Annotated in this window: 16 protein-coding genes; 3 read left to right on the forward strand and 13 right to left on the reverse strand. The window is 71.6% G+C overall.

Annotation, left to right across the window (positions count from 1 at the left end; genetic code table 11):
• Positions 1-111: 111 nt before the first annotated feature.
• The 7 genes from ABT057_RS07955 to ABT057_RS07985 all read right to left on the reverse strand — a co-directional run bounded on the left by ABT057_RS07955 (position 112) and on the right by ABT057_RS07985 (position 11,881).
• The gene (locus ABT057_RS07955; RefSeq protein WP_352341600.1) at positions 112-975 is read right to left on the reverse strand and encodes a serine protease; all 864 of its coding nucleotides are present in this window, start codon (positions 973-975) and stop codon (positions 112-114) included.
• Between the two features lie 172 nt (positions 976-1,147).
• Complete coding sequence (locus ABT057_RS07960) at positions 1,148-2,701, reverse strand: RNA polymerase sigma factor (protein WP_352341601.1); 1,554 nt, start codon at positions 2,699-2,701, stop codon at positions 1,148-1,150.
• A gap of 428 nt (positions 2,702-3,129) precedes the next feature.
• Positions 3,130-4,017, reverse strand: a complete 888-nt coding sequence (locus tag ABT057_RS07965; protein WP_352341602.1) for a FadR/GntR family transcriptional regulator — start codon at positions 4,015-4,017, stop codon at positions 3,130-3,132.
• A gap of 162 nt (positions 4,018-4,179) precedes the next feature.
• Positions 4,180-6,504: an ATP-binding cassette domain-containing protein gene (locus ABT057_RS07970; RefSeq protein WP_352341603.1), complete on the reverse strand. Its 2,325-nt coding sequence runs from the start codon at positions 6,502-6,504 to the stop codon at positions 4,180-4,182.
• A gap of 143 nt (positions 6,505-6,647) precedes the next feature.
• The gene (locus ABT057_RS07975; RefSeq protein WP_352341604.1) at positions 6,648-7,406 is read right to left on the reverse strand and encodes an NUDIX hydrolase; all 759 of its coding nucleotides are present in this window, start codon (positions 7,404-7,406) and stop codon (positions 6,648-6,650) included.
• A gap of 197 nt (positions 7,407-7,603) precedes the next feature.
• Positions 7,604-9,523, reverse strand: a complete 1,920-nt coding sequence (locus ABT057_RS07980; RefSeq protein ID WP_352341670.1) for a glycogen debranching N-terminal domain-containing protein — start codon at positions 9,521-9,523, stop codon at positions 7,604-7,606.
• 633 nt (positions 9,524-10,156) lie between these two features.
• Entirely contained in the window at positions 10,157-11,881 is a 1,725-nt protein-coding gene (locus ABT057_RS07985) for a DUF4192 domain-containing protein (RefSeq protein WP_352341605.1), read from the reverse strand.
• A 140-nt stretch (positions 11,882-12,021) separates the two neighbouring features.
• Between ABT057_RS07985 and ABT057_RS07990 the strand changes: the two genes are divergently transcribed.
• The gene (locus ABT057_RS07990; RefSeq protein ID WP_352341606.1) at positions 12,022-12,417 is read left to right on the forward strand and encodes a TOBE domain-containing protein; all 396 of its coding nucleotides are present in this window, start codon (positions 12,022-12,024) and stop codon (positions 12,415-12,417) included.
• Positions 12,418-12,508: 91 nt separating this feature from the next.
• On the opposite strand, the gene ABT057_RS07995 is transcribed toward ABT057_RS07990, so the two are convergent.
• Positions 12,509-14,668 (reverse strand): RecQ family ATP-dependent DNA helicase, encoded by a 2,160-nt coding sequence (locus ABT057_RS07995; protein WP_352341607.1) that lies wholly within the window; start codon positions 14,666-14,668, stop codon positions 12,509-12,511.
• Positions 14,669-15,047: 379 nt separating this feature from the next.
• Between ABT057_RS07995 and ABT057_RS08000 the strand changes: the two genes are divergently transcribed.
• Positions 15,048-15,668 (forward strand): hypothetical protein, encoded by a 621-nt coding sequence (locus ABT057_RS08000; protein ID WP_352341608.1) that lies wholly within the window; start codon positions 15,048-15,050, stop codon positions 15,666-15,668.
• A 486-nt stretch (positions 15,669-16,154) separates the two neighbouring features.
• On the opposite strand, the gene ABT057_RS08005 is transcribed toward ABT057_RS08000, so the two are convergent.
• The 3 genes from ABT057_RS08005 to ABT057_RS08015 all read right to left on the reverse strand — a co-directional run bounded on the left by ABT057_RS08005 (position 16,155) and on the right by ABT057_RS08015 (position 18,261).
• Positions 16,155-16,775, reverse strand: coding sequence for a hypothetical protein (locus tag ABT057_RS08005; protein ID WP_352341609.1), 621 nt, complete (start codon positions 16,773-16,775; stop codon positions 16,155-16,157).
• 68 nt (positions 16,776-16,843) lie between these two features.
• Positions 16,844-17,545 carry a ribonuclease HII gene (rnhB, locus tag ABT057_RS08010; RefSeq protein ID WP_352341610.1) on the reverse strand — a complete coding sequence of 234 codons (702 nt, stop codon included), beginning with the start codon at positions 17,543-17,545 and terminating at the stop codon, positions 16,844-16,846.
• A 92-nt stretch (positions 17,546-17,637) separates the two neighbouring features.
• Complete coding sequence (locus ABT057_RS08015; protein ID WP_352341611.1) at positions 17,638-18,261, reverse strand: TetR/AcrR family transcriptional regulator; 624 nt, start codon at positions 18,259-18,261, stop codon at positions 17,638-17,640.
• 188 nt (positions 18,262-18,449) lie between these two features.
• Here ABT057_RS08015 and ABT057_RS08020 point away from each other — a divergent pair, with 188 nt between their 5' ends.
• Complete coding sequence (locus tag ABT057_RS08020) at positions 18,450-19,997, forward strand: MFS transporter (RefSeq protein WP_352341612.1); 1,548 nt, start codon at positions 18,450-18,452, stop codon at positions 19,995-19,997.
• A gap of 423 nt (positions 19,998-20,420) precedes the next feature.
• Here the strand turns inward: ABT057_RS08020 and ABT057_RS08025 are convergent, their stop codons facing one another.
• Positions 20,421-21,326, reverse strand: coding sequence for an ADP-ribosylglycohydrolase family protein (locus tag ABT057_RS08025; protein WP_352341613.1), 906 nt, complete (start codon positions 21,324-21,326; stop codon positions 20,421-20,423).
• A gap of 222 nt (positions 21,327-21,548) precedes the next feature.
• Complete coding sequence (locus ABT057_RS08030) at positions 21,549-22,208, reverse strand: histidine phosphatase family protein (RefSeq protein ID WP_352341614.1); 660 nt, start codon at positions 22,206-22,208, stop codon at positions 21,549-21,551.
• Positions 22,209-22,292: the final 84 nt, after the last annotated feature.

The raw sequence follows: 22,292 nt of genomic DNA on the forward strand, positions 1-22,292 counted from the left end.
TCACGACGAGCCGAACCGGCACAGGCCGGTGCACGGGCGGCGGCCCCTGGCAACAGGGCCCGCCGCCCGTTGTCGTGCTCCGGGGCCGGGCGGACGGGCGGGAAATGCTCGTCAGGCGCCCCCAGGAGCCGCTTCGGCGCCCTGCGGGGCGGCACCGTGGCTCAGGGTCCGGACGATGTCCGAGACGCGCGTGTAGACCCCTGGGCTCCCCGGCCGGCCACAGCCGCTCCCCCATGACACGAGTCCGATCAGGCGGCCCTGGGCGACCAGTGGTCCTCCGCTGTCGCCCTGGCAGGCGTCCCGGCCGCCCAGCGCCTCTCCGGCGCACACCATGCTCCCGGCGACGTAGGTGCCGTCGGACGAGCCGGGATAGGCACGCTCGCAGAGCGCGTCGGACAGCACATGGATGCGGGCGGCCCACAGTCTCTGCGGATAGGCGCCGAAGCCCGTGGTGTCGCCCCATCCCGTGATCACGGCCTCCGTCCCGGGCTCGTACGCCGCGTCGCCCGGATTGGCCAGCCCGATGGCCGACGCCGCCGGGAGGGCCTCGGCGAGGGTGAGCACGGCGAAGTCGCCGGCGTTGCTGCCCCGGTTGTACCCCGGATTCACCCAGACCTCGCGTACGGCGACCTCCCGCCCTTCGGACGAGTGCAGGTCCGTACGGCCCGCGATGACCGTCAGATCGCGCGTCCGGCCCGGCGGCGTCCCCAGGACGTCCTGGGCCATGCAGTGGGCCGCCGTGAGCACCATGGTCGGGCCCACCACCACACCGCCGCAGAACTGCCCCGAACGCATACCCCCGAACCGGTCACGGCTGGACAGCGCGACGGTCCACGGGCTCTGGGCGGCCTCGATGGGGAATCCGCCCAGGACGACGTCGGAGGCCGCGGGAGCGGCGGAGACCAGCGGTATGGCCACCGCCGCGGCCACCAGAGCCAACGGCCGGGTCAGCGCCCGGACAAAGGAACGACGCATGCCCACTCCTCACTCCGAAGTGATCGATGAACACCCAGAGTGATTCAGTGTGCCGCGCCGCGCACCCGCGCGCCCACGCCGAAGGCCCGGCTCCCTGAGCGGAAACCGGGCCTTCGACGTCGTGACCCCGCGGCCGGACTCCCGACCGGTATCCGGTCGGGGCGGTCGCGACCTAGTCGAGGTAGTCGCGCAGGACCTGCGAACGCGAGGGGTGGCGCAGCTTCGACATGGTCTTGGACTCGATCTGACGGATACGCTCGCGCGTGACCCCGTACACCTTGCCGATCTCGTCGAGGGTCTTCGGCTGACCGTCGGTGAGACCGAAGCGCATCGAGACGACGCCCGCCTCGCGCTCGGACAGGGTGTCGAGGACGGAGTGCAGCTGCTCCTGCAGGAGCGTGAAGCTGACCGCGTCGGCCGGGACAACAGCCTCGGAGTCCTCGATGAGGTCACCGAACTCGCTGTCGCCGTCCTCGCCCAGCGGGGTGTGCAGCGAGATGGGCTCACGGCCGTACTTCTGGACCTCGATGACCTTCTCCGGGGTCATGTCGAGTTCCTTGGCCAGCTCTTCCGGGGTGGGCTCACGGCCCAGGTCCTGAAGCATCTGGCGCTGCACGCGCGCGAGCTTGTTGATGACCTCGACCATGTGCACCGGGATACGGATGGTGCGGGCCTGGTCGGCCATGGCGCGGGTGATCGCCTGACGGATCCACCAGGTGGCGTACGTGGAGAACTTGTAGCCCTTGGTGTAGTCGAACTTCTCGACCGCGCGGATCAGACCGAGGTTGCCCTCCTGGATGAGGTCCAGGAACAGCATGCCGCGGCCGGTGTAGCGCTTGGCCAGGGAGACCACCAGGCGGAGGTTGGCCTCCAGGAGGTGGTTCTTGGCGCGGCGGCCGTCCTCGGCGATGATCTCCAGCTCACGCTTGAGCTTCGGGGCGAGCTTGTCGGCGTTGGCCAGCTTGTCCTCGGCGAACAGACCGGCCTCGATACGCTTGGCGAGTTCGACCTCCTGCTCGGCGTTGAGCAGGGGGACCTTGCCGATCTGCTTGAGGTAGTCCTTGACCGGGTCGGCCGTGGCACCGGCGGCCGCGACCTGCTGCGCGGGCGCGTCGTCCTCGTCCTCGTCGGAGAGGACGAAGCCGGCGTTCTCGGTGCCCTCGGGCTCGTCGCCGCCCTTGGGGGCGTCCTCGAGGACCTCTTCCTCGACGAGTTCGGCGTCGTCCTTCTTGGTGGTGGTCTTCTTCGCGGCCGCCGCGGTCTTCTTGGTGGCGACGGTCTTCTTCGCGACCGCCTTCTTCGTGGCGGTCGTGGTCTTCTTGGCAGCCGCCTTCTTGGCGGGGGCGGCTTCCTCTGCGGGGTCGTCCACAGCGGGTGCGGCCGGGGCGGCAGGCGTGGTGGCGGTGGCCTTCCTCGTGGTCACCGTCTTCGCCGCCACCGTCTTTGTGGCGGTGCGCTTGGCCGGACTCTTCGCTGCGACGCTCTTTCGGGTGCGCTTGGGCTCCGCGGCACTGACCATCAGCGTCACACCCTCTTCCTCGAGGATCTGGTTGAGGCTGCGCAGTACGTTCTTCCACTGAGTGGCCGGAATCTGGTCAGCTTCGAAGGCCCGACGCACATCGTCGCCGGCGATCTGCCCCTCAGCCTTTCCCCGCTCAATGAGCGCCATGACAGAGACGGACTCGGCGATCTCCGGCGGGAGCGTACGGGATGTGCTGGCCGACACGAACAACCTCTCGGAACGTTGGAAAACGGCTTCCGGCCCCGTCCGTGACGGACAGGAGCCGACCACCGGCCTGGGGGTGGGCCGACGGCGCGGGCGGGGGCCGGGAAGATGCACAGCGCCTTGAACGGCGTCCGTATTCCCTCCGCGGCAGTCACCTCTTAGGTCATCGCGTTGTTCCCACAAGCGTTACGCCCAATCTTCGTGGCCCGAGTCACACCCCGTAAGCGATCAAAAGCGGTCAGATACGGGCAGACAAGGTCACCCGCCATACCCGCGGAAGCCCTGCCGCCGATCTGGCCGGATCACGCCGTCGGGCCCCGCGGATCCCCTGACGGGTTCCACGGGGCCCGGCGGAGAAACGGGGAGCCGACCGAGAATGACGCAGAAAGGGGAAAACGTCCCCAGGCCGTACCTCCCGCGCTGTGCTGTCAGTGTTCGCGCGGCGCCGGCACGACGCGCTCCACCTCGGGGTGCACGGTGAGCAACTGGCGCATGGCCGACTCGGCCGCCCCTCCATCGCCCGCGGCCAGGGCGTCGACGATCCTGCCGTGGTGCGCCAGCGATGCTTCGGTCGGCCGGTCACAGCCCGTGACCGGGCCCCCGGAGACCTGCAGGGCGGCCGACACGATCCCCGAGAGGTGCTCCAGCATGCGGTTGCCGGCGATCTGGATGAGCAGCGTGTGGAACTCCGCGTCGGCCCGGGAGTACGTGAGCGCGTCCCCCTGCCCCATGGCGTGTCCCATGATCTCGACCATGTCGCCGAGCCGCTGTTGCACATCGTCGCGCCCGTGCCCGGCAGCGAGGCGGGCGGCCAGTGGTTCGATCGTCCAGCGCAGCTCGCTCAGCTCTCGGCGCTGGTCGTCGCGCTGCGGTCCGAAGGCCCGCCACTCGATGATGTCCGGGTCGAGCAGGTTCCAGTCACTGACGGGACGGACGCGCGTGCCGACGTTCGGCCGGGCGCTGACCAGGCCCTTGGCCTCCAGGACACGGAGCGACTCGCGGACGACGGTACGGGAGACCTCGAAGCGCTGGCCGATCTCCTCGGGCACCAGCGGGCGGTCGGCGCCCAGGTCGCCCGAGACGATCATCTGGCCCAGCTGCTGGACGAGTTGGCCGTGCAGCCCGCGTCCGCGGCTGCCCGCGCTACGCCGGCCCACACGGCCCAGCTCGGGATCCGCGCCCTCCCAGACGGGGGCTCCCACGCGGTCGACGGCAGGGGCCTCCGCGTAGGGGTAGCGGTCGAGTTCGCCCGGGCCGGACAGACCGGAGTCGGCGGAGCGGGCGGCGGTCATCATGGTGTGCGCAAGGGTACTCACGGATCCTTTGTCGGCGCCGCCTCCAACTCCCTTGAGGTCTTTGGTGAAAAGCACACGAAAGGGTGATCGCTCACCCCGTCGCAATTGACGTCTTATCGAAAAGAAATGGGCTTTCTCCGGGGAGTTGCGCACACTCCAGGACAGAAGGGGCACGGGTGGCTGTCATCGAACCCTGCTCCGCAGGGTCGTGAGCAGATACGCGCACAACAGCGCGGTGAGCGACAACGCCAGTGCGCCGCCGACAGGTTGGGCGATGACCCGGGCCGCGACGGACAGATAGCGCTCCCCACCGAAAGGCCACTGGACGAGCAACACCTCGCGCAACCTGAGCGAGAACCCGGCCGCCGTCCGCACGGACGCGCTCTCCGCGGCCTTTTGTGCGACGGGAACGGCGGCCACCGGGACGGCGAGAACGGCCGCGAGGCCGGCCGTGGTCGAACGGAAGACGCCCGCGGCCAGCACGCCGGCCCAGGCACACCCGACCACGAGCCCGAGCCAACTCGCACTCAGCGTGAGCCAGTCCGCGGGAACTTGCACGAACTCTCGACCGTAGAGGAGATAGAGCACTTCGGCGTCGCAGCCCACGGCGAGGAAAGCCAGCATCAGCGCGGTGAGCCCGGCGACGAGGAGTTTGGCGGTGAGCAGCCCGAGCCTGCGGGGCACGGTGCCTCGGTCCGCGGCCAGGGCGGGGTGGCGGAACTCGTCTCCGAAGGCGAGCGCACCGAGCAGTCCGGCACCGAGCGCCGCCGGCGGCAGCGGCAGTTCCACGGGCCACGCGGTCAGCAGCCGCGCCTGCGAGCTGTGTCCCGCGCGAGCCAGGAGTACGGCGATGAGGGCGGAGGCGAGGAGTACGGCGGCACCTGTGAGGAAGCTGGTGCCGATTCCTGCGGCGCGGCGGAGTTCGTAGCGCAGGGGGCGAAGCGGACTGGGTGCCGAGCGGACGGAGATGGGGGGCGGCAGGGCGGACAGCGACTCGAAGGGCAGACCGCCGGGTGCCGGCGCGGGCTCGGGAGGACACGGCGGCCCGGCCACGGCGAGGGGCTGATCAAGCGGCACGGGCTCAGGCAGGGGCCGAGGAGTTCCCTCCGGCGCCGGCGGCAGGCCTGACGGGGCCTCGGACTCGCCCCCGGCGGGGTCACCGGACGTGGGCGGGGTGTCGTTCGAGGCGCCGCTGTCGTACGTTGCGTCGATCGTCCCGTCGAGCCTGGGGCGGGCCACGTGATCGGGCATGGGTGGCGCGTCGTCGGAGACGGATCGCCCGCTGCCGGAGACCGGTCCGTCCCCTTCCTCCTGTTCCTCCTGCAGGGAGAGCGGCCCTTCTCCGAAGGCCCACTCGTCCCTGTAGGCCCACTCGTCCCCGTGGGCCCATTCGTCCTCGTAGGGCGACTCGCCACCAGCGAGCGCCGCGCCCACGGAGGGCACGCGCAGGCCGTGCGAGGTGTGCGCGCCGCCGCCGGGGGCCGGTGGGAGTGGTGCCTCGGCTCCACCCTCGCTCTCGATTCCGGTCCCGCCCCCGGACTCGGCCTCCGGCCCGGTCCTGGTCGGGGTGACCGACTCCGCTCGTCCACCGGGACGCGTCTGCTCCGGAATCCCGGCTCCCGTAGCCGACCCCGGTCCCATGTCACCTGTCTCGTCGGCGAGTTGGTGGACGAGGATTCCGTGGCGGAAGGCCGTCTCGCCGACCTCGGCGCACGTACTGCCGTACACACAGAGCCGGTTGCCGTCCTCCTGGACCACCTCGACGGAGCGTCGGCCGGTGCGCGCCTCTCTGGCGAGCAGGGCGGCCAGGCGGGCGGCGTGCGGGCTGCGGACGACGACCCTGGGACGCAGCCGGGTGCGGGCGAAGTCGGCGGCCTCCTGATCCGCGACGAGTCTGCCCTTGTCCAGGGTGACGACCCGGTCAGCCGTGCGAGCGGCCTCCTTGGGGTCGGACGTGGTCACCAGAACCGTGCCGCCGTGGGCCGCGTGAGCGCGCAGCATGCCGTGCAGCCAACGGTTTTCACGGCCGGAGAGCCCTGCGGTCGGCTCGTCGAGCACCAGGGTGTGCGGGTCCGCGAGGAGGGCGCAGGCCAGGCCCAGCCGCCGGTCCATGCCACGAGAGAGGGCGCTGAGGCGTTCGTCCCGAAGGCTGATGAGGCCGACCACTTCCAGGACTTCGTCGGCCCGGCGGACCGGAACGCCGGCGGCCGCGCAGAGCATGCGCAGATGACCACGGACGGTGCGGGCCGGGTGCCCCGGCACATCGCCGAGGAGGACGCCCACCTCGCGCGAAGGGTGGGCGATGCGGTGCAGGGGGCGGCCTCTGAAGTGGGTGAGGCCACGGCCCTGTTGGAGTTCGAGCATGAGTCTCAGCGCCGTGCTCTTGCCCGCGCCCGTAGCTCCGAGCAGCACGGTGACGCGGCCCGCACGCGCCTCGAGGGAGACGTCGTCGACGGCGGGCGGAAGCTCCTTGCGGGAGTCGCTGGTCAGTCCGAAGGCCTGGATCACCTGTAGCAAGATAGCGCGCTATGTCCTGTTTTTCCGGTCACAGCACGGCCGATGACACCGACGTGATCGTCTTCTCCGGTCTCTCTTCACCCCGCGCTCGGGGCGAACTCCCCAGGAGCGTCGGCCATTGCGGCCGCGAGACGTCACACCTCGGGCCGCAGCATCGGCGGGTTGAGCAGCGTCGCGCCGCCGGCGCGGAAGAGCTGGGCCGGCCGGCCGCCCTGACGTGTGGTGGTGCCGCCGACGGGGACCAGGAAGCCAGGGGTGCCCGTGACCTTGCGGTGGAAGTTGCGCGGGTCGAGGGCGACTCCCCACACCGCCTCGTAGACCCGGCGCAGCTCGCCGACCGTGAAATCGGTGGGGCAGAAGGCGGTCGCCAGCGAGGAGTACTCGATCTTGGAGCGGGCGCGTTCCACTCCGTCCGCCAGGATCTGGGCGTGGTCGAAGGCGAGGGGGGCGACGGGTTCTCCGTCACGGCCGTAGCCGCCCTGCTGCAGCAGTTCCTCCACCGGCGCCCAGCGCGCGTTGCTTGCGTCGCCGCCCGCTCGGGGGGCGGGCAGGTCCGGGGCGAGGGCGAGATGGGCGACACTGACGACGCGCATCCTGGGGTCCCGCTTGGGGTCACCGTACGTGGCGAGCTGCTCCAGGTGGGCACCGTTGTCCTGCGCGGGGGCAGCGGGATCGTGGGCGCGCAGCCCGGTCTCCTCGGCCAGCTCGCGCGCCGCGGCCTGGGAGAGGTCCTCGTCGTCCCGCACGAAGCCGCCCGGCAGCGCCCACCGCCCCTGGAACGGCGCCTCGCCCCGCCGCACCGCCAACGCGCACAGGGCATGGCGGCGTACGGTCAGCACGACCAGGTCCACTGTGACGGCGAAGGGTGGAAAGGCTGACGGGTCGTAGGGCATGTGGTGATCATAGTCGTCTTCCTGACGATAAACACACCCTTCGCCGGACGCATCGATGGCTGATCCACTTCGGTTCGGCCCCATGGTCGCGGTGCCGGCGCCCCCGGCGTCCGCGTCGCGGCCCCGGCTCCCCTGCGGCTCCGCTCCGGTTTCTGCGTCGTACGGCGCCGCACGTCTCCGCACCGCGTCGTACGACGTCACACGCCCAATTGCACTCCGTCGACCGCTTCCTCGACCATTGCGAGACCGAGGCGGCTGACCCGGACGGAGAAAGGGCCGCCCGCGACGTTCAGGCCGGTCAGTCCGATCTCGCCGAGGGGTGCGCTGTGCAGCGGGCGCAAGGTGATCGTCCCGGCAGGCGCGTCGGGCCGGATGCCGGCCGGTGTGGTCAGCAGCAGGACCGCGGCGGCCGCCGCGGTGGCGGCGGGGCGGCATGCGGCCGGGTGCGGCAGCGGGGCGCTCCCCTCGGTTCGCCGCTCCCCCGCGTACATCTCCGGCAACCTGTGGCCGAAGGTCTCGGCCGCCGCCAGGGCTCCGCGCAGCAGGCCCCCGGCCTCTTTCTCGTAGCCCGCGGCGGCCAGCCCCGCCACCGCGACCGCCGTCTCATGCACCCGTACGGCCCCGCTGCGATGGCCGAACGGGTTGTAGCCCGCTTCCTTCGCGCCGAGCCCCCGCAGTCCCCAGCCCGAGTCCATCACGGGACTTCCGAGCAGCCGGGCCAGGTTCTCGGTCTGCACCTTGTCGAGCAGACCGGGGGCCAAGGCGCCGCCGCCCAGCAGTCCGGTGTCGAGGAGGTGGGCGGCCGTGGCACCGAGGTGGGGCACCGGCCGCCCTTCCGGGGCGAGGGCGGCGGCGGGCCGGCCACCTCCTCGGTCATCGAGCCAGAAGTCCCGGCGGAAGGCGGTGCGCAGCATCCGCGCCCACTCCCTCAACTCGTTGCCGCCCGGTCTGCGGAAGGCGTCCAGCAGATCGGCGCCGAGCAGCGCCGCCCGGTGGGCATGGGCCTGGGTCTCGCAGCGGACGGGTCCGCCGGGCTGTGGGTCGCACAGGTAAGGTCCTCCGCGCGCGGCCGCGAGCAGCCAGGTCAGGCAGCGCTCGGCGGTCGGCAGCAGTTCCTCGGTGTCCTGCTCGGGCAGCCCCCAGCGGCGGGCCTCCGCGAGGAGCGCCGGGAACAGCAGGGTGGCCTCCGTCCCGGTGCAGCCCGGCGCCAGGAGTGCGCCCGCGTCCCGCCGCGGACCGGGAATCATGCCGTACCGGAGCCCCCGCTGTGCGACCTGGGTACGGGCGAGGGTGCGCAGTGTGCCCGCGGCCAGCCGGGTGCCGAGGGGCAGGACCATGCGGGCCGCGGCGAGCGCCTCGGCCGGGGCCAGACCGCAGCGCCACGGCGCGCCCGCCGCGAGATGGGTGTCCGCGGGGTGGGCGGCGTCGCGTACCAGAAGGGCCTGGAGATCCTCGATGCTCGCGGCCAGCAGAGCGGGGACGCGCGGATCGTCGCCCGTCGCCCGCGCGGGTGCCACAGGGCTCGTGGCCGCGCGGCCCACGGCCCGGACCGGGCCCGCGCCTTCGAGGCGGACCTTCAGGTCCACCCGGACACTGCCGCCGGGAGGCACGTCGAAGTCCCAGCGCAGGAGCCCCGCGGAGGCGATCGCGTCGGCGGGCGGCGGGTCGGCGGTGACGCACGAGGTTCCCCTCGGGGACGACCAGCGCAATCCCGCATCACGGACGCTGGCCCGCAGTTCGGGGCCCACGGCTCCGGACGCGATCGCCCCGAGGTCGGCCAGGTCCGCGCCGAGCGCCACCTCGACCGGCAGCCGCAACGGGCGTGTGGCGGCGCTGCGCAGCGTGATCCGCTCCGTGCCGTCCGCGCAGCGGGTCCGTTCGACGACGACGTCCGGATCAGGGCCGCCGTGCGGGGTGACGCGCAGGGTGCCGGTGAAGCGAGCCCGGTCGGAGGCGATCATCTGTGCTTGGACCACCAGCGGCTCGCGTCCCGCCACACGTACTTGGCAGCGCGACAGGATGCGTCGCCCGGACCGGTAGAAACCTTCCAGTCCGCGCCCCGTCAGCTGCCCCTGTTCGGTGGAGATGGCAAGGCCCGGCAGGGCCACACAGATCATCGCGGTGTGGGCGGCCGGCAGGTCACCGGGGTGCCGCGGCGCCGTCGGTGCGGCCGTGGGCGTGGCGGTTCCGGGCGGGCGTGGTGAGGGGCGCCGCGGTGCGGCGAAGGGCGGTGAGGGAGGCGGGGCGGAGGGGGTACCGCTCGAGCCCCGATCCTCGGAGGCGCCCGCACCATCTGGTGCCTCGGCCAGGGGCGGCGTCCGGGCCGAGGGCGGGGGCGGTGTCCCGGCCGAACGTGGTGTCGACTGACCGACGGCCGGTCCGTGGAGCGGCACCGAGGTGCCGGAGCCGGAGCGTTCGTCGGCGGCGGAGGGCGGGGTCTGCTGATGCATGCGGTGCCTTCTTCTGCTCTCTGTGCGCCTCGGACGGGGTCGAGGCCGTGTGAAGGGCTCCGGCGGGGCGAGTACGTTGTGGCGGCACGGCCCCTGCGGGCGTTCCGCCACACAGGTGAACGGGGCGGGACTCCCCCGGGTCACGCCCTTGACGACCGGCCCCACCGAATGGCGGCGGGGCCGGGACGGAGTCGTGGTCGGGAGAGGAACGCCGCTCTGAGCGGCAGCGACGCACCGGTCGCCCGGCGCCGCGTGCGCGGCAGCGGCACACCGATCACCCGGCAGCACGTGCGTCGGGGTTCAGCCCTCCCCCTTCGGGTCGGCACCGTCGCCCCGCACGCCTTCGGGGCGGGCACCTCGGCGCGGCGCGGAGGACTTGCGAGAGGTGCGGGGGCGGTTTGTGCCTCGACTCGCGGCGCTGGGACGCGTGGTCGGCGTGCGCGGGCGTCCGCCCCGCGTACCCGGTGCAACCTGTCCGGGCTCGTACTCCTCCATTGCCCCGTGTGTCCCTGCGGCCACTGTTCGCGAACAACCGTCCTCTGCGGCCGCTCGTGAGTGACCGTCGAGGCCATCCGTCGCGCACCCAGGGGTCTCGCGCGACTCGCGCCCCTCGCGCCTCTCGCGCTCGGACCGCAGACAGCGGCGTACCGACTCCGGGTCGAGGCCCTCGTTGCAGGCCTGGTGCAACAGGCGGGCGAACAGATATCCCGGGTCCGCGCCCAGGGCCATCGCGAGGGCCTCCCTGGCTTCGAGTTCGTCGCCGCTGGACCAGGCGACCCAGCCGGCGAGGGTGAGCGGAGCCGCCGCGTGCTCGCCGTACGGGCCGACGCAGCGACGGGCGAGTGCTCGCCACAGGCGCAGGGCGGGTGCCGCCTCGTCGCCCTCCATCCACTCCGCGGCGCGGTCTCGCGTCACCCGGTCCTGGAGGCCGAGGATCAGGGTGGCGGCCTCGTCGAAACCGAGCAGTTCGTCGTCCCTCCGGTCCGCCATGGCGGTGCCGGACACCACGGGTGCCTCGGCGAAGCGCCGCATGACCCGTCCGGCCAGTTCGACCGTCTCCTCGGCGACCGCCGCACGGCTCGCGTCCTCGAGGATCCTCGGGACCAACGCCATGCCCGCGGTGTCCAGGGCGACTTCCTGCTCCACCACGACGCCCGTCTCCAGGGGCTGCAGACGGGTTCGCAGCTCGCGCAGGGTGCCGCGGACCTGGATGCCGGCGTAGGTCGCGGCCGCGGCCAGCACGGAGGTGCCGGGCAGGCCCATCGACGTGCCCTCGACCGGACAGCAGCCCGGGCGGGCACAGCAGTACGACCAGAAGCGGCCGTCGGAGATGCACAGCGCCTCGATCACCGGCGCGCCGAGGTTCCCGCAGGCCTCACGCAGGTGTCGGGCCAGCGGCTCCAGCCGCTCCATGACCTGGCGGCCCTTCTCGCCCTTCGCCGGATCCTGGCAGAGGTACGCGACCATCTGGGCGGGGCGGGCACCTCGGCGTGCGCTCCCCTTCACGAGCCCCGCCGCCAACTGCTGGGCGACGGCGGGCCAGTCGTCGGGGTGGGCGGGAATGCCGAGCCTGGCCCGGCCCCCGAAACGCCCCCGCCCGCCCCGGTCGCTCAGCGCGACCAGCACGATGCTGTCCTCCGGCCGGTAGCCGAGCAGGTAGGGCAGGGCGTCGGCGAGCTCGGCGGGGGTGCGGAGGGTGACGTGGTGGGCGGCGGAGTCCGCGTCGTAGCCGGTGCACGCGTCGTACGCGGCGTTCCGGTCGTACGGGGTGTGGCCGATGTACGCAGTCGGCCCGTCGCAGGGCAGCTCCTCCGGGTACGCGGAGCCGCCCTCGTGCGCGGATCCGCCTGGGTACCCGGCACCGCCGTGGCTGGCCGGGCCACGCCCATGTGCGGGGGCGTCCCCCTGGGCGGCCCGACCGGCGCACGGCTCGGAGCTGTCGAGCCCATTGAGCCCGTTGAGCCCGTCGCGTCCGGTGATGTCACCGTTTTCGGAGGAGCCTGTCGTTTCGCTGTGATTCGTCATGTGCCGACGATCTCGCGGATCGCCGGCTTCCGTTTTGCCCTGTGGATAAGTCCGACCAGGGACACGTCACGCGATGGAACCTGGCGCTGTCCGGCTGCGGGGGCACGGGCACGTCTTCGGATGGGCATATCTTGGCGCGCATGCAGTCTTACACGATCGGCCAGGCGGCCCGGCTGCTCGGGGTGAGTCCGGACACCGCTCGGCGGTGGGCGGACGCGGGCCGGGTGGCGACCCATCGCGACGAGGGCGGACGGCGGCTCGTCGACGGGAAGGACCTGGCCGCCTTCTCCGTGGAGCTCGCCCGCAACGGTGGCGGGGACGAGGGCGCCTCGTACACCTCGGTGCGCAACGCGTTCCCGGGAATCGTCACCGCGATCAAGCTGGGTGACGTGGCGGCCCAGGTGGAGATCCAGGCGGGCCCGCACCGCCTGGTGTCGTTGCTGACCCGGGAGGCCGTGGAGGAGCTGGGTCTGGAGGTCGGCATGGAGGCCACCGCGCGGGTGAAGTCGACGAACGTCCACATCGACCGGGTCTGAACGGGAGCGGTCGGCGCATACGCGCCGGGCTCCCGAAACCGTCCGCGAGCCGGTCCACCGGCGATGACACCCTGCGTCTGCGGCAGAGTGCTCACCCCGCCGCCGCGAGGACCAGCGGAAGCACCTGATCGCTGCCGGCCCTTCGGAGCAGACGGCCGGCGACTGCGAGGGTCCAGCCGGAGTCGGTGTAGTCGTCCACGAGGAGGACGGGGCCCGGAGAGCGTGCCAGGGCGGCGGCCAGTTCACCGGAGACGGTGAGGGCACCGGAGAGTGCCTTGAGGCGTTGGGCGGAGTTGCTGCGGCGCGCCGTATGGGCGCCGTCCGGACCGGTGTGGGTCAGGGTGCCGAGGAAGGGAAGGCGGCCGATGTTCGCGATTCCCTCGGCCAGGGAGCCGACCAGCTGCGGGCGGGTGAGGGACGGTACTGCGACGATGCCCACCGGACGGGAGGCCGGGTCCGGGGCGTTCGCCGCCCAGCCGCCAGGGGAGCGCGCCCAATCTGCGAGGACGGAGACCGCGGCGCGCAGAACATCGTCGGGGACCGGACCGTCCGGCGCGTTCTCGGCCAGCAACGGGCGCAGCCGGTTGCCCCAGCCGATGTCGGAGAGCCGTCCCAGGGCACGCCCGGTGGAGCACTGCTCGCCTGCCGGGATGCGGCCCTTGAGGTCGATGCCGAGTGCGGACATCCCTGTCGGCCACATCCGGCGCGGCTCGACTTCCACCCCGGGACGATCCAGTTCCTTCGTCGCCCCTGTCAGGGTCTCGGACGAGACGGCGGAATCCACCCAGGCCCCCGCACAGTTGTCGCAGCGGCCACACGGGGTCGCGCCCTCGTCGTCCAGTTGCCTGCGCAGGAACTCCATCCGGCATCCGGACGTGCTGACGTAGTCGCGCATGGCCTGCTGCTCGGCCGCGCGCTGCCGGGCGACCCAGGCGTACCGCTCGGAGTCGTAGACCCATGGTTCGCCGGTGGAGATCCAGCCGCCCTTCACGCGCTTGACGGCCCCGTCCACGTCGAGGACCTTGAGCATGGTCTCCAGGCGTGTGCGCCGGAGGTCGACCAGCGCCTCCAGGGCCGGCACCGACAGCGGTCGTCCCGCGCCGGCGAGGGCCGAGAGGGTCTGGCGGACCTGCGTCTCGGGTGGGAAGGCGGTGTCGGCGAAGTAGCGCCAGATCGCCTCGTCCTCCTTGCCCGGCAGCAACAGCACATCGGCGTGTGCCACCCCGCGCCCGGCGCGCCCCACCTGCTGGTAGTAGCCGATCGGCGAGGACGGCGAGCCGAGATGGACCACGAAGCCCAGGTCCGGCTTGTCGAAGCCCATCCCGAGCGCCGATGTCGCGACCAGCGCCTTCACCCGGTTCTCCTGAAGGTCGGCCTCGGCCTGCAGCCGGTCGGCGTTCTCCGTGCGTCCCGAGTAGGAGGCGACCCGGAAGCCGCGCTGCCGCAGGAAGGCGGTCGTCTCCTCGGCCGCGGCCACCGTCAGCGTGTAGATGATCCCGGAGCCCGACAGGTCGTCCAGGTGTTCGGCGAGCCAGGCCAGCCGGTGCGCGGCGTCCGGCAGCCGGACCACACCCAGCCGCAGGCTCTCCCGCTCCAGCGGGCCGCGCAGCACGAGGGCCTCGCCCGCGCCGGTGCCCAACTGCTCGGCCACGTCCGCGGTGACCCGCGCGTTCGCGGTCGCTGTGGTGGCCAGCACCGGCACGCCGGGCGCGAGCTCGGCGAGCATCGCCCGCAGCCTGCGGTAGTCGGGGCGGAAGTCATGCCCCCAGTCGGAGATGCAGTGCGCCTCGTCGACCACCAGCAGACCGGTCGTGGCCGCGAGTTTGGGCAGCAGCAGTTCGCGAAAATCCACCGAGTTGAGGCGCTCCGGGCTGACGAGGAGGACATCGGTCTCGCCGCGCTCCACCTCTTCGTGAATGGTGTCCCACTCCTCCGGGTTGGCCGAGTTGATCGTGCGGGCCCGGATGCCGGCCCGCGCCGCGGACTCGACCTGGTTGCGCATCAGCGCCAGCAACGGCGAGACGATCACCGTAGGACCCGAGCCGCGCCGGCGCAGCAGAGCGGTGGCGACGAAGTACACCGCCGACTTGCCCCAGCCCGTGCGCTGCACGACCAGGGCGCGGCGGCGCTCCTCCACGAGGGCCGCCACCGCCTGCCACTGGTCCTCCCGCAGCCGCGCCGGGCCTCCCGGGGCACCGACGAGCTCGGCAAGGACGGCATCGGCTTCGGCGCGCAACTCCAGATCCTTCATGTCCCCATGCAACCCGACAGCACTGACAATCGGCCACTTCACCCAGCGTGACGGATCACTCATGGTCCGTACGAATGGTTCGGCCGGCGGTCGTCTCCGCGGTCCTCCCCCAGCGACGAGCGTGCGGGGCGGGCCTCAAAGAGGCGCGAAGCGCACGCTCACGCGTTCACTGCCGAATCACGGGGTAGGGATATATGACACACACCTGCATATAACGGTCGGTGGCCCCAATTGCTCGTTGCCGCATCCAAGTTCGACAGGAAGAATTGAAGTCCGCTCCCCGCACGGCCCGGTCCGTAGTCCGGTAGGGCTCTGCTGCGGCGTGCGCTCCCCCGAATCCGACCCGCCCGCAGTGTGGGCCGTAGCCGAAGGGAGGATCGTGACCTTCGGATTCGCTCCGTCCTCGGCAGCATCGTTGTCGTCGTCCACGTCCGCCGCTTCCGCCAGTCGTTTGCTCGAGCCCGCGGAATGGGCCGCGGCAGGCATCCCTCTGCTGCGCAACCCGCGCGAAATCGTCAGCGGGCTGCACTCACGGCACCGGCCCGGGCCGGCCACCGCGATCGTGGCGGTACTCGATCCGGACGAACGTGTGCGGGCCAGCGCCTCGTTCACACGGCGCCAGGCACAGGCCGACGGCTGGATGTTCCGCAACGCCCTGCTCGCCCAGCTACGCAGGGTCATCCCGCACGATCTGCGACGCCGGACCCCGGTGCGGACCGCCGTGCTGCTCTACTGCCGTGACGGCGACGCGCGTTGGACGGAGGAGGACGGGGCCTGGATGTGGGGCCTGCGGGACGCCTGCACACTGCATGGGCTGCGCTGCGGAGCGTACATCACGCTGACCCAGGACGGTTGGCAGGTCCTCGGCGAGGGGCGCGGTGGCCGCCGCCCCAACACGGACTCCACTCCGGAGCCCTTCGGTCTGTCCGAGGCCCCGCCCCCGCTGCCGCGAACCGGCGGCGCCGTCTCGGAGGTCCTGCGCCGCGTGGCCGCTCGCTGACCGGCAGGGGCAGGGGCACGAGGAGACCGAGCCGACGGCGACCGGTGCGCTGAGCCGAGTCACACGGCCCTGAAAGCCGTCCGGGGCCGACTCGCTGAGCCGTCGGCGGCTTCGGGGCCGCCGCGGAGGCGTCCGCCGAGACATGGACACAGGAGACGGGCACGTCGTCGGCGTCGGCCGACCACATGCCCTTGCACGGCAGGCGCCGCCCACCCCAGAAGGTCCGTGAGCTCTCGGCCGCCGGTCGGCCGGGCACGGGGACAGCGCTCACGCCGCATCGCGCCATCGACCCGCCGTCGGCCCGGTGCCGGGCACAGCCGCGTACACCGAGCCCGGCCGGGCGGTCGACCGGCACCGCAACACCGGGCCCCGGGCACGCCGAGCTGCACGCGCCGAGACTTCCGTCGTCCGCGCACGCGAAGGCACACCGTGGGGGCGCCGCGGCAACCCTGCGGGCCCGGCGCCTTTCGGCCTACCGGGACCGGCTCAGACGCCGGCGCCGAGCACCGCGTTGATCTGCTGCGGGTCCCCGCAGACGATCAACAGGGCACCGGCCCGAGCCTGCGCCACAGGCAGGGCGGTGGCGACCGCACCGCCGTTGACGGCGACCACGACGACGGGGCGCGGGGTGGCCCGGTCCGCGGCGCCGGCATCGGTGTAGAAGACGTCGTCCCCGGCATCGTGCTGCGCCCAGTAGGACGCCTCGCCGAAGGACAACTCGTGGGCGGCCCAGGGGTGCTGCTCTCCGGTGGTGATCACCAGGACGTCACCCGGGGCACGCCCCGAGTCAAGGAGCAGGTCCAGGGCCTCCTCCGCAGCGTCCAGCGCACCCTCGGCCGAGGCCGGGATCAGCTGGACCTGGGGGGCCGCCGGGGCGGGGACAGGCACGGCCGGGGCCGAGGGCCCGGGCTTGGGGGCGACGTCACGCGGGGTCCGCTGCACGGGCGGCGTGGGCCGGAGGGGGCCGTGACGACCGGGACGCGACGGAGCCGCGGAACGGGGGCCGGGTACGGGTCGAGGGGTCGGCGCTGTGCGGCCACTGGCCGGAGTGGCGCGGGGACCCTGGGCACTCTCGTGAATCTGAGGCTCCTCGGGAATGAGAGGCATGAGCTGTTATTTATCAAACGTTGGTGCGGCTCGCGCCAGTGGGTGGCACATCAGTGCGAGCGGAATCGTCAGAAGTCGAAGCCGAGTTGCCCCTCGATCTCCGGAACGCTTCCGTCCGCCCAGCTGCGGGCCTTCTTGAGATGCCGCCACTGGGGCAGCGCATCAAGATACGCCCACGACAACCGGTGGTACGGGGTGGGGCCCCGCTCCTCCAGTGCGGCCTTGTGCACGGGCGAGGGATACCCGGCGTTGTCCGCAAAACCGAAGTCTGCATGGTCGACACCCAGTTCGGCCATCATTTTGTCGCGCTGAACCTTGGCGATCACGGAGGCGGCCGCGACCGCCACGCACGACCGATCACCCTTGATCACCGTACGCACCCGCCACGGAGTGCCGAGGTAGTCGTGCTTCCCGTCGAGGATCACCGCGTCGGGGCGGACCGGGAGTGCCTCCAGCGCCCGCCCGGCCGCGAGCCGCAGTGCGGCGGTCATCCCCAGGGCGTCGATCTCCTCCGGGGAGGCGTGTCCCAGGGCGTACGACGTCACCCACTTCTCCAGCACCACGGCCAGTTCGGTGCGCCGCTTCAGCGTGAGCAGTTTCGAGTCGGTGAGACCTATGGGCGGGCGGCGCAGTCCGGTGACCGCCGCACAGACGGTGACGGGTCCGGCCCAGGCGCCGCGGCCCACCTCGTCGATACCGGCAATGACCTTGGCTCCGGTCGTGGCGCGGAGGGAGCGCTCGACGGTGTGGGTAGGTGGTTCGTACGGCATGGCGCACTTAGCGTACGCCGCCGGGATCCCCTCGCGACACCCCGGTTCACCTGGACCGCCCGCCTGCCGGCCCCGCCCCCTCCGGAACGCCGTCAGGATGCGTCCGGCCGCAGCAGGGGCAGCATCAGCTGGTCGATCATCTCGTCGAGGTCGGGGTCATTCCATTCACTGCCGCACACCTTGGAGCGGTACATCATCATGGCTGGAATGGCATCGAAGACATATCCGTTCGCCGCCCCGGAGCGCACCTCTCCCCTTTCGATGCCTCGGGCGATGACCTCATGCAGCAACCGGACGGTGGGCTCCACCACCCCTTCCAGGATCAGGGCCTGGAAGCGCTCCGCCCCTGACTGATCGCATTCGTGAATGACCGACCGGAGCGCGAGGCCGGGGCGGGAGAACATCGCGTCGCGCGCCGTGCGGCAGAGCGCCACCAGGTCCTCGCGCACACCCCCGAGGTCGGGCGCGGAGTCCAGTCGGGGCAGTCCGGTGCGCAGGGCCTCGACAACGAGGTCCTCCTTGGAGGGCCAGCGGCGATAGACGGCCGCCTTGCCGGTCTGCGCCACAGCAGCAACGCCCTCCATCGTGAGGCCGTTCCAGCCGACGGTGCCCAGTTGCTCCAGCGCGGCATCGAGGATCGCACGTTCGAGCACGGCGCCGCGCCGACGAGGAGAGGCCGTCGGAGCGGGGGCGGCCGTCCAGCGCGAAGTAACCATCTGAATGTCTCCAGCGAGCGGAAGTAGCGGGGAGTTCGGTGAGGAGTGAGACATCGCGCGGCGGCAAACGGGGACGTGCCGGCGAGGCGACCCGGAAAGTGAACGCTTGCGTTCACTACCTGGGACTCACTACCGTGGGCGCGACAGTGAACGCTGGCGTTCACTAACGCAGTTGTGGGGGACCCATAGTGACAACCTCTCAGTTGATTCAGAACCACAAACCAGGTGCGGCCCGCCGGGAAGGGCATCCCGGCATCGCGCTCACCGTCATCGCGGCCTGCCAACTCATGGTGGTGCTCGACGCGACGATTGTGAACATCGCACTCCCGCACATTCAAGAAGCGCTGGCGTTCAGCACCACCGATCTCACCTGGGTGGTCAGCGCCTACACGCTCACATTCGGCGGTCTGCTGCTGCTCGGCGCGCGAGCCGGTGACATCCTCGGCCGGCGCCGCGTGTTCATGACCGGAATCCTGCTCTTCACCTTGGCGTCGCTGCTGGGCGGGCTGGCCCAGGAACCATGGCAGTTGCTCGCGGCCCGCGCGCTGCAGGGCATGGGAGGCGCCATCGCCTCGCCCACCGCGCTGGCGCTCATCACCACGACGTTTCCCGAAGGCCCGGAACGCAACCGGGCCTTCGGCGTCTTCGCCGCTGTCTCCGCGGGTGGCGGTGCCATCGGTCTGCTCGCGGGCGGAATGCTCACGGAGTGGCTCGACTGGCGCTGGGTGCTGTTCGTCAACGTGCCCATCGGTCTGCTCATCGCCAGTCTCGCGCCGCTCTACATCAACGAGTCCGAACGGCACCCGGGGCGCTTCGACATCGCGGGCGCCCTGACGTCGACGGCGGGCATGGCATCCCTGGTCTACGCCTTCATCAGGGCGGCGGAGGAAGGCTGGCGGGACAGCCTGACCCTCGGGGCGTTCGCCGCCGCGGTGGTCCTGCTGATCGCCTTCGTGTTCACGGAGATGCGGGCCAAGGAGCCGATCACCCCGCTGAAGATGTTCGCCGACCGCAATCGCTCCGGCACGTACGTGATCATGCTGAGCCTGGCCGCCGCGATGTTCGGCATGTTCTTCTACATCGTCCTCTTCGTACAGAACGTGCTGGGATACAGCCCGATCAAGGCCGGCCTCGCCTTCCTGCCCGTGACAGGGGCGATCGCGATCGGCGCGGGGCTGTCGCAGCGTTTCCTTCCCGTGCTGGGCCCCAAGCCGTTCATGCTGGCGGGTTCCACGCTGGTGGTGATCGGGCTCACCTGGCAGAGCTTCATCAGCCCCGACAGCTCCTACGCGGGCGGGGTGCTCGGCCCCATGCTCGTGTTCGGTCTCGGCATGGGCCTGAACTTCGTCACGGTGACGGTCACCGCGGTCTCCGGTGTGGCCCCGCACGAGGCGGGCGCGGCCTCCGGTCTGCTCAACGCCACACAGCAGGTGGGGGGTTCGCTGGGACTGTCCATCCTCACGACCGTGTTCGGCACGGCCAGCAAGAACGAGGCGGAGAAACAGCTGCCGAAGTTCCTCGCGAACGGATCGGCGGAGCAGAAGGCGGAGTTCGCCAAGACGCACCAGCTGCCCGCCCCTTGGGGACACGATGTCCTCGCCCAGGGCATCTCCACCGCGTTCGTCCCCGCCGCGGCGATGGCCGTGCTCGCTCTGGTCACGGCCTGGCTGGTGATCCGGGTCCGCAAGAGCGATCTGGAGGCGCTGGCCGGAACGTCGGGTCCCGTGGCCGGCTGAAGGAGACGGAGGGCCGGATTCACGACCGGCCCCCGGGAGGGGTGACGAAGGCGGCGATTCGGCCGGCCGCCCTCGCCCCCGCTCTCGCCGTCGCCCTCGCTCTCTGCCCCACCTTCCTCCGGCCTCCGCGCCACGAGCCGACTGCCGCACCACAAGCCCACAGCCCGGCACGATCCGCATTGGCGCCGCCAGCGGGGACAAGACCAGCCGCATGAACACCGACACCACCCCCTGCGCCGCTCCCCGTCGAACCCGTCCGCACTCGCACACACGTCGCACAGCGGATGCCCGGACAACGCACACCGATCACGCAGAGTTCCCGACGCACACGGAGAGTTCTCATCGGCCAGTGCTGCCCCGTGAGTTCCGTGGAGCAGAACCCGGGGAACGGGACACGTTCCGGAACCGCCCCGCCCCGCCCCGTCACACGGCCGCGGTCATCCACTCCGGCAGCGCCTCCACCTGTTCCGCCCACGCGGCCGGAGGCGCTCCACCCCTTCCCGAGGCCAGGATTCCCCCCACGATGGCGCAGGTCGTGTCGACGTCGCCGCCGACCTGCGCGGTCGTCCAGAACGCCTCCGCGTAGTCGCCGAGGGAGCGGGCGGCCGACCAGAGGGCGAAGGGAACGGTGTCGTGGGCCGACGTACGCCGTCCGCAGCCGAGGACGGCGGCGACGGTGCCCGCGTCGGCGTAGTCGAGCATGTCCCGGGCCCGCCGCAGTCCGGCGCCGACAGCGCTCTTCGGCACGAGGGCGATGACGCCGTCCAGCAGTGCGGCCGGACCGGGCGGGCCGCCGGGCGCGGCCACCAACGCGGCGGCCGCGGCGACGGCCATCGCTCCGACCATGGCCTCTCGGTGCTGGTGCGTGGGATAGGACGAGATCTCCGCCTGGTGGGTCGCCTGCTCGGGGTCATCGGCGTACCAGGCGCCGAGAGGGGCGATCCGCATGGCGGCTCCGTTGCCCCAGGACCCCTGCCCGTTGAACAGTGCGGCCGCCAGTTCACGCCAGTCGGCGCCTTCCCGGACGAGCCTCAGCAGCCGGTTGACGGCGGGGCCGTAGCCGCGGTCGAAGTCGTGGTGTTCGGCGAAGGAGTGTGCGAGGGCGTCCTGGTCGATGCGGTGGTGGGTGGCGAGGACTGCCACGACGGAACAGGCCATCTCCGTGTCGTCGGTCCACTGCCAGGGACCGGGAGGCAGATCGCGGTTCTTCAGCAGCGGGTGGTTCACCGGCACGAAGAACTGTGAGCCCAGCGCATCCCCCACCGCGAGTCCGCGCAGGCTGGCGAGGGCGCGCTCCAAACGCCCGCCGGAAGAGAAGTCAACGGTCATCGTTCCGCCACTCTAATCGGCGACGGGTCCCGCAGCACCGACGTTTACCCGTGCGGCGCGCTGGTACCACGACCACGGCTGGTGAGGCGTCCCTCCTGGGACGACGGGCACGGCTCCAGGAGCGCTCCGCCAGAGCCGGAACACCCCGGCCTCGCTCCGGGTGATGCGCACGGCTCCCAAGCCTTCCAGCGCCCCTCTTGACGGCTTCCGGCCGTGCGGCGGCTATCCGGTGACCCCGTAGGGCTCCGGGTCCCTCCAGCGGTCGAAGGGCCGGTCGAGCGTGTACTTGTCGTCGTCTCCGAGAACGAGCATCCGCATCTCGGCGTTCCCCGGGTTGGACAGGGACTCGAACTCGGCGACCGTCCAGTGGAACCAGCGCATGCAGAAAAGGCGCATGGCGAGGCCGTGGGTCACGATGAGGACGTTCGGCGGGTGGTCGGGGTCCTCGAAACTGCGGAACAGACTCTCCAGGAAGCCGCCGACCCGGTCGTAGACGTCGGCTCCGCTCTCACCCTGCGCGAAGCGGTAGAAGAAGTGCCCGTACGCGTCCCGGTACGCCTTCTGCAGTCGTACGTCGTCCCGGTCCTGCCAGTTTCCCCAGTCCTGCTCGCGCAGCCGCGGTTCCTCGCGGACGCGTATGAGGTCGTTGTCGAGGTGGAAGGCCCGAAGGGTCTCGTGGGTCCGCCGGTACGGGGAGACGTACACGCTGACCCGCTCGCGGCCGAACACCTCCCGCAGCCTCGTCCCCGTCTCCTCGGCCTGCTGTCGGCCGCGTTCGGTCAGGGCCAGTGCGTGGTCGGGTTCACGCTCGTAGACGGTGTCATCAACATTGCCCGTTGACTCCCCGTGCCGGACAAGGACGATGCGCCGTGGTCGTGCCATGCCAAAACCCTAGATCGGTTGGCGGCAGATCGAATACTCGCACGGCCTCCATACGGCGTAGGTCACACGGATCCCGCACCTCGT

Source organism: Streptomyces sp. NPDC002588 (assembly GCF_040295925.1).
In the GTDB taxonomy this organism is placed as follows: domain Bacteria; phylum Actinomycetota; class Actinomycetes; order Streptomycetales; family Streptomycetaceae; genus Streptomyces.

Coding starts and splice junctions, on each gene's coding strand:
- ABT057_RS07980 (WP_352341670.1), bottom strand. CDS start 9,523: ATGATCTGTGTGGCCCTGCCGGGCCTTGCCATCTCCACCGAACAGGGG.
- ABT057_RS08025 (WP_352341613.1), bottom strand. CDS start 21,326: ATGACCGTTGACTTCTCTTCCGGCGGGCGTTTGGAGCGCGCCCTCGCC.
- ABT057_RS08005 (WP_352341609.1), bottom strand. CDS start 16,775: ATGCCTCTCATTCCCGAGGAGCCTCAGATTCACGAGAGTGCCCAGGGT.
- rnhB (WP_352341610.1), bottom strand. CDS start 17,545: ATGCCGTACGAACCACCTACCCACACCGTCGAGCGCTCCCTCCGCGCC.
- ABT057_RS08030 (WP_352341614.1), bottom strand. CDS start 22,208: ATGGCACGACCACGGCGCATCGTCCTTGTCCGGCACGGGGAGTCAACG.
- ABT057_RS07995 (WP_352341607.1), bottom strand. CDS start 14,668: ATGAAGGATCTGGAGTTGCGCGCCGAAGCCGATGCCGTCCTTGCCGAG.
- ABT057_RS07990 (WP_352341606.1), top strand. CDS start 12,022: ATGCAGTCTTACACGATCGGCCAGGCGGCCCGGCTGCTCGGGGTGAGT.
- ABT057_RS08015 (WP_352341611.1), bottom strand. CDS start 18,261: ATGGTTACTTCGCGCTGGACGGCCGCCCCCGCTCCGACGGCCTCTCCT.
- ABT057_RS07985 (WP_352341605.1), bottom strand. CDS start 11,881: ATGACGAATCACAGCGAAACGACAGGCTCCTCCGAAAACGGTGACATC.
- ABT057_RS07975 (WP_352341604.1), bottom strand. CDS start 7,406: ATGCCCTACGACCCGTCAGCCTTTCCACCCTTCGCCGTCACAGTGGAC.
- ABT057_RS07955 (WP_352341600.1), bottom strand. CDS start 975: ATGCGTCGTTCCTTTGTCCGGGCGCTGACCCGGCCGTTGGCTCTGGTG.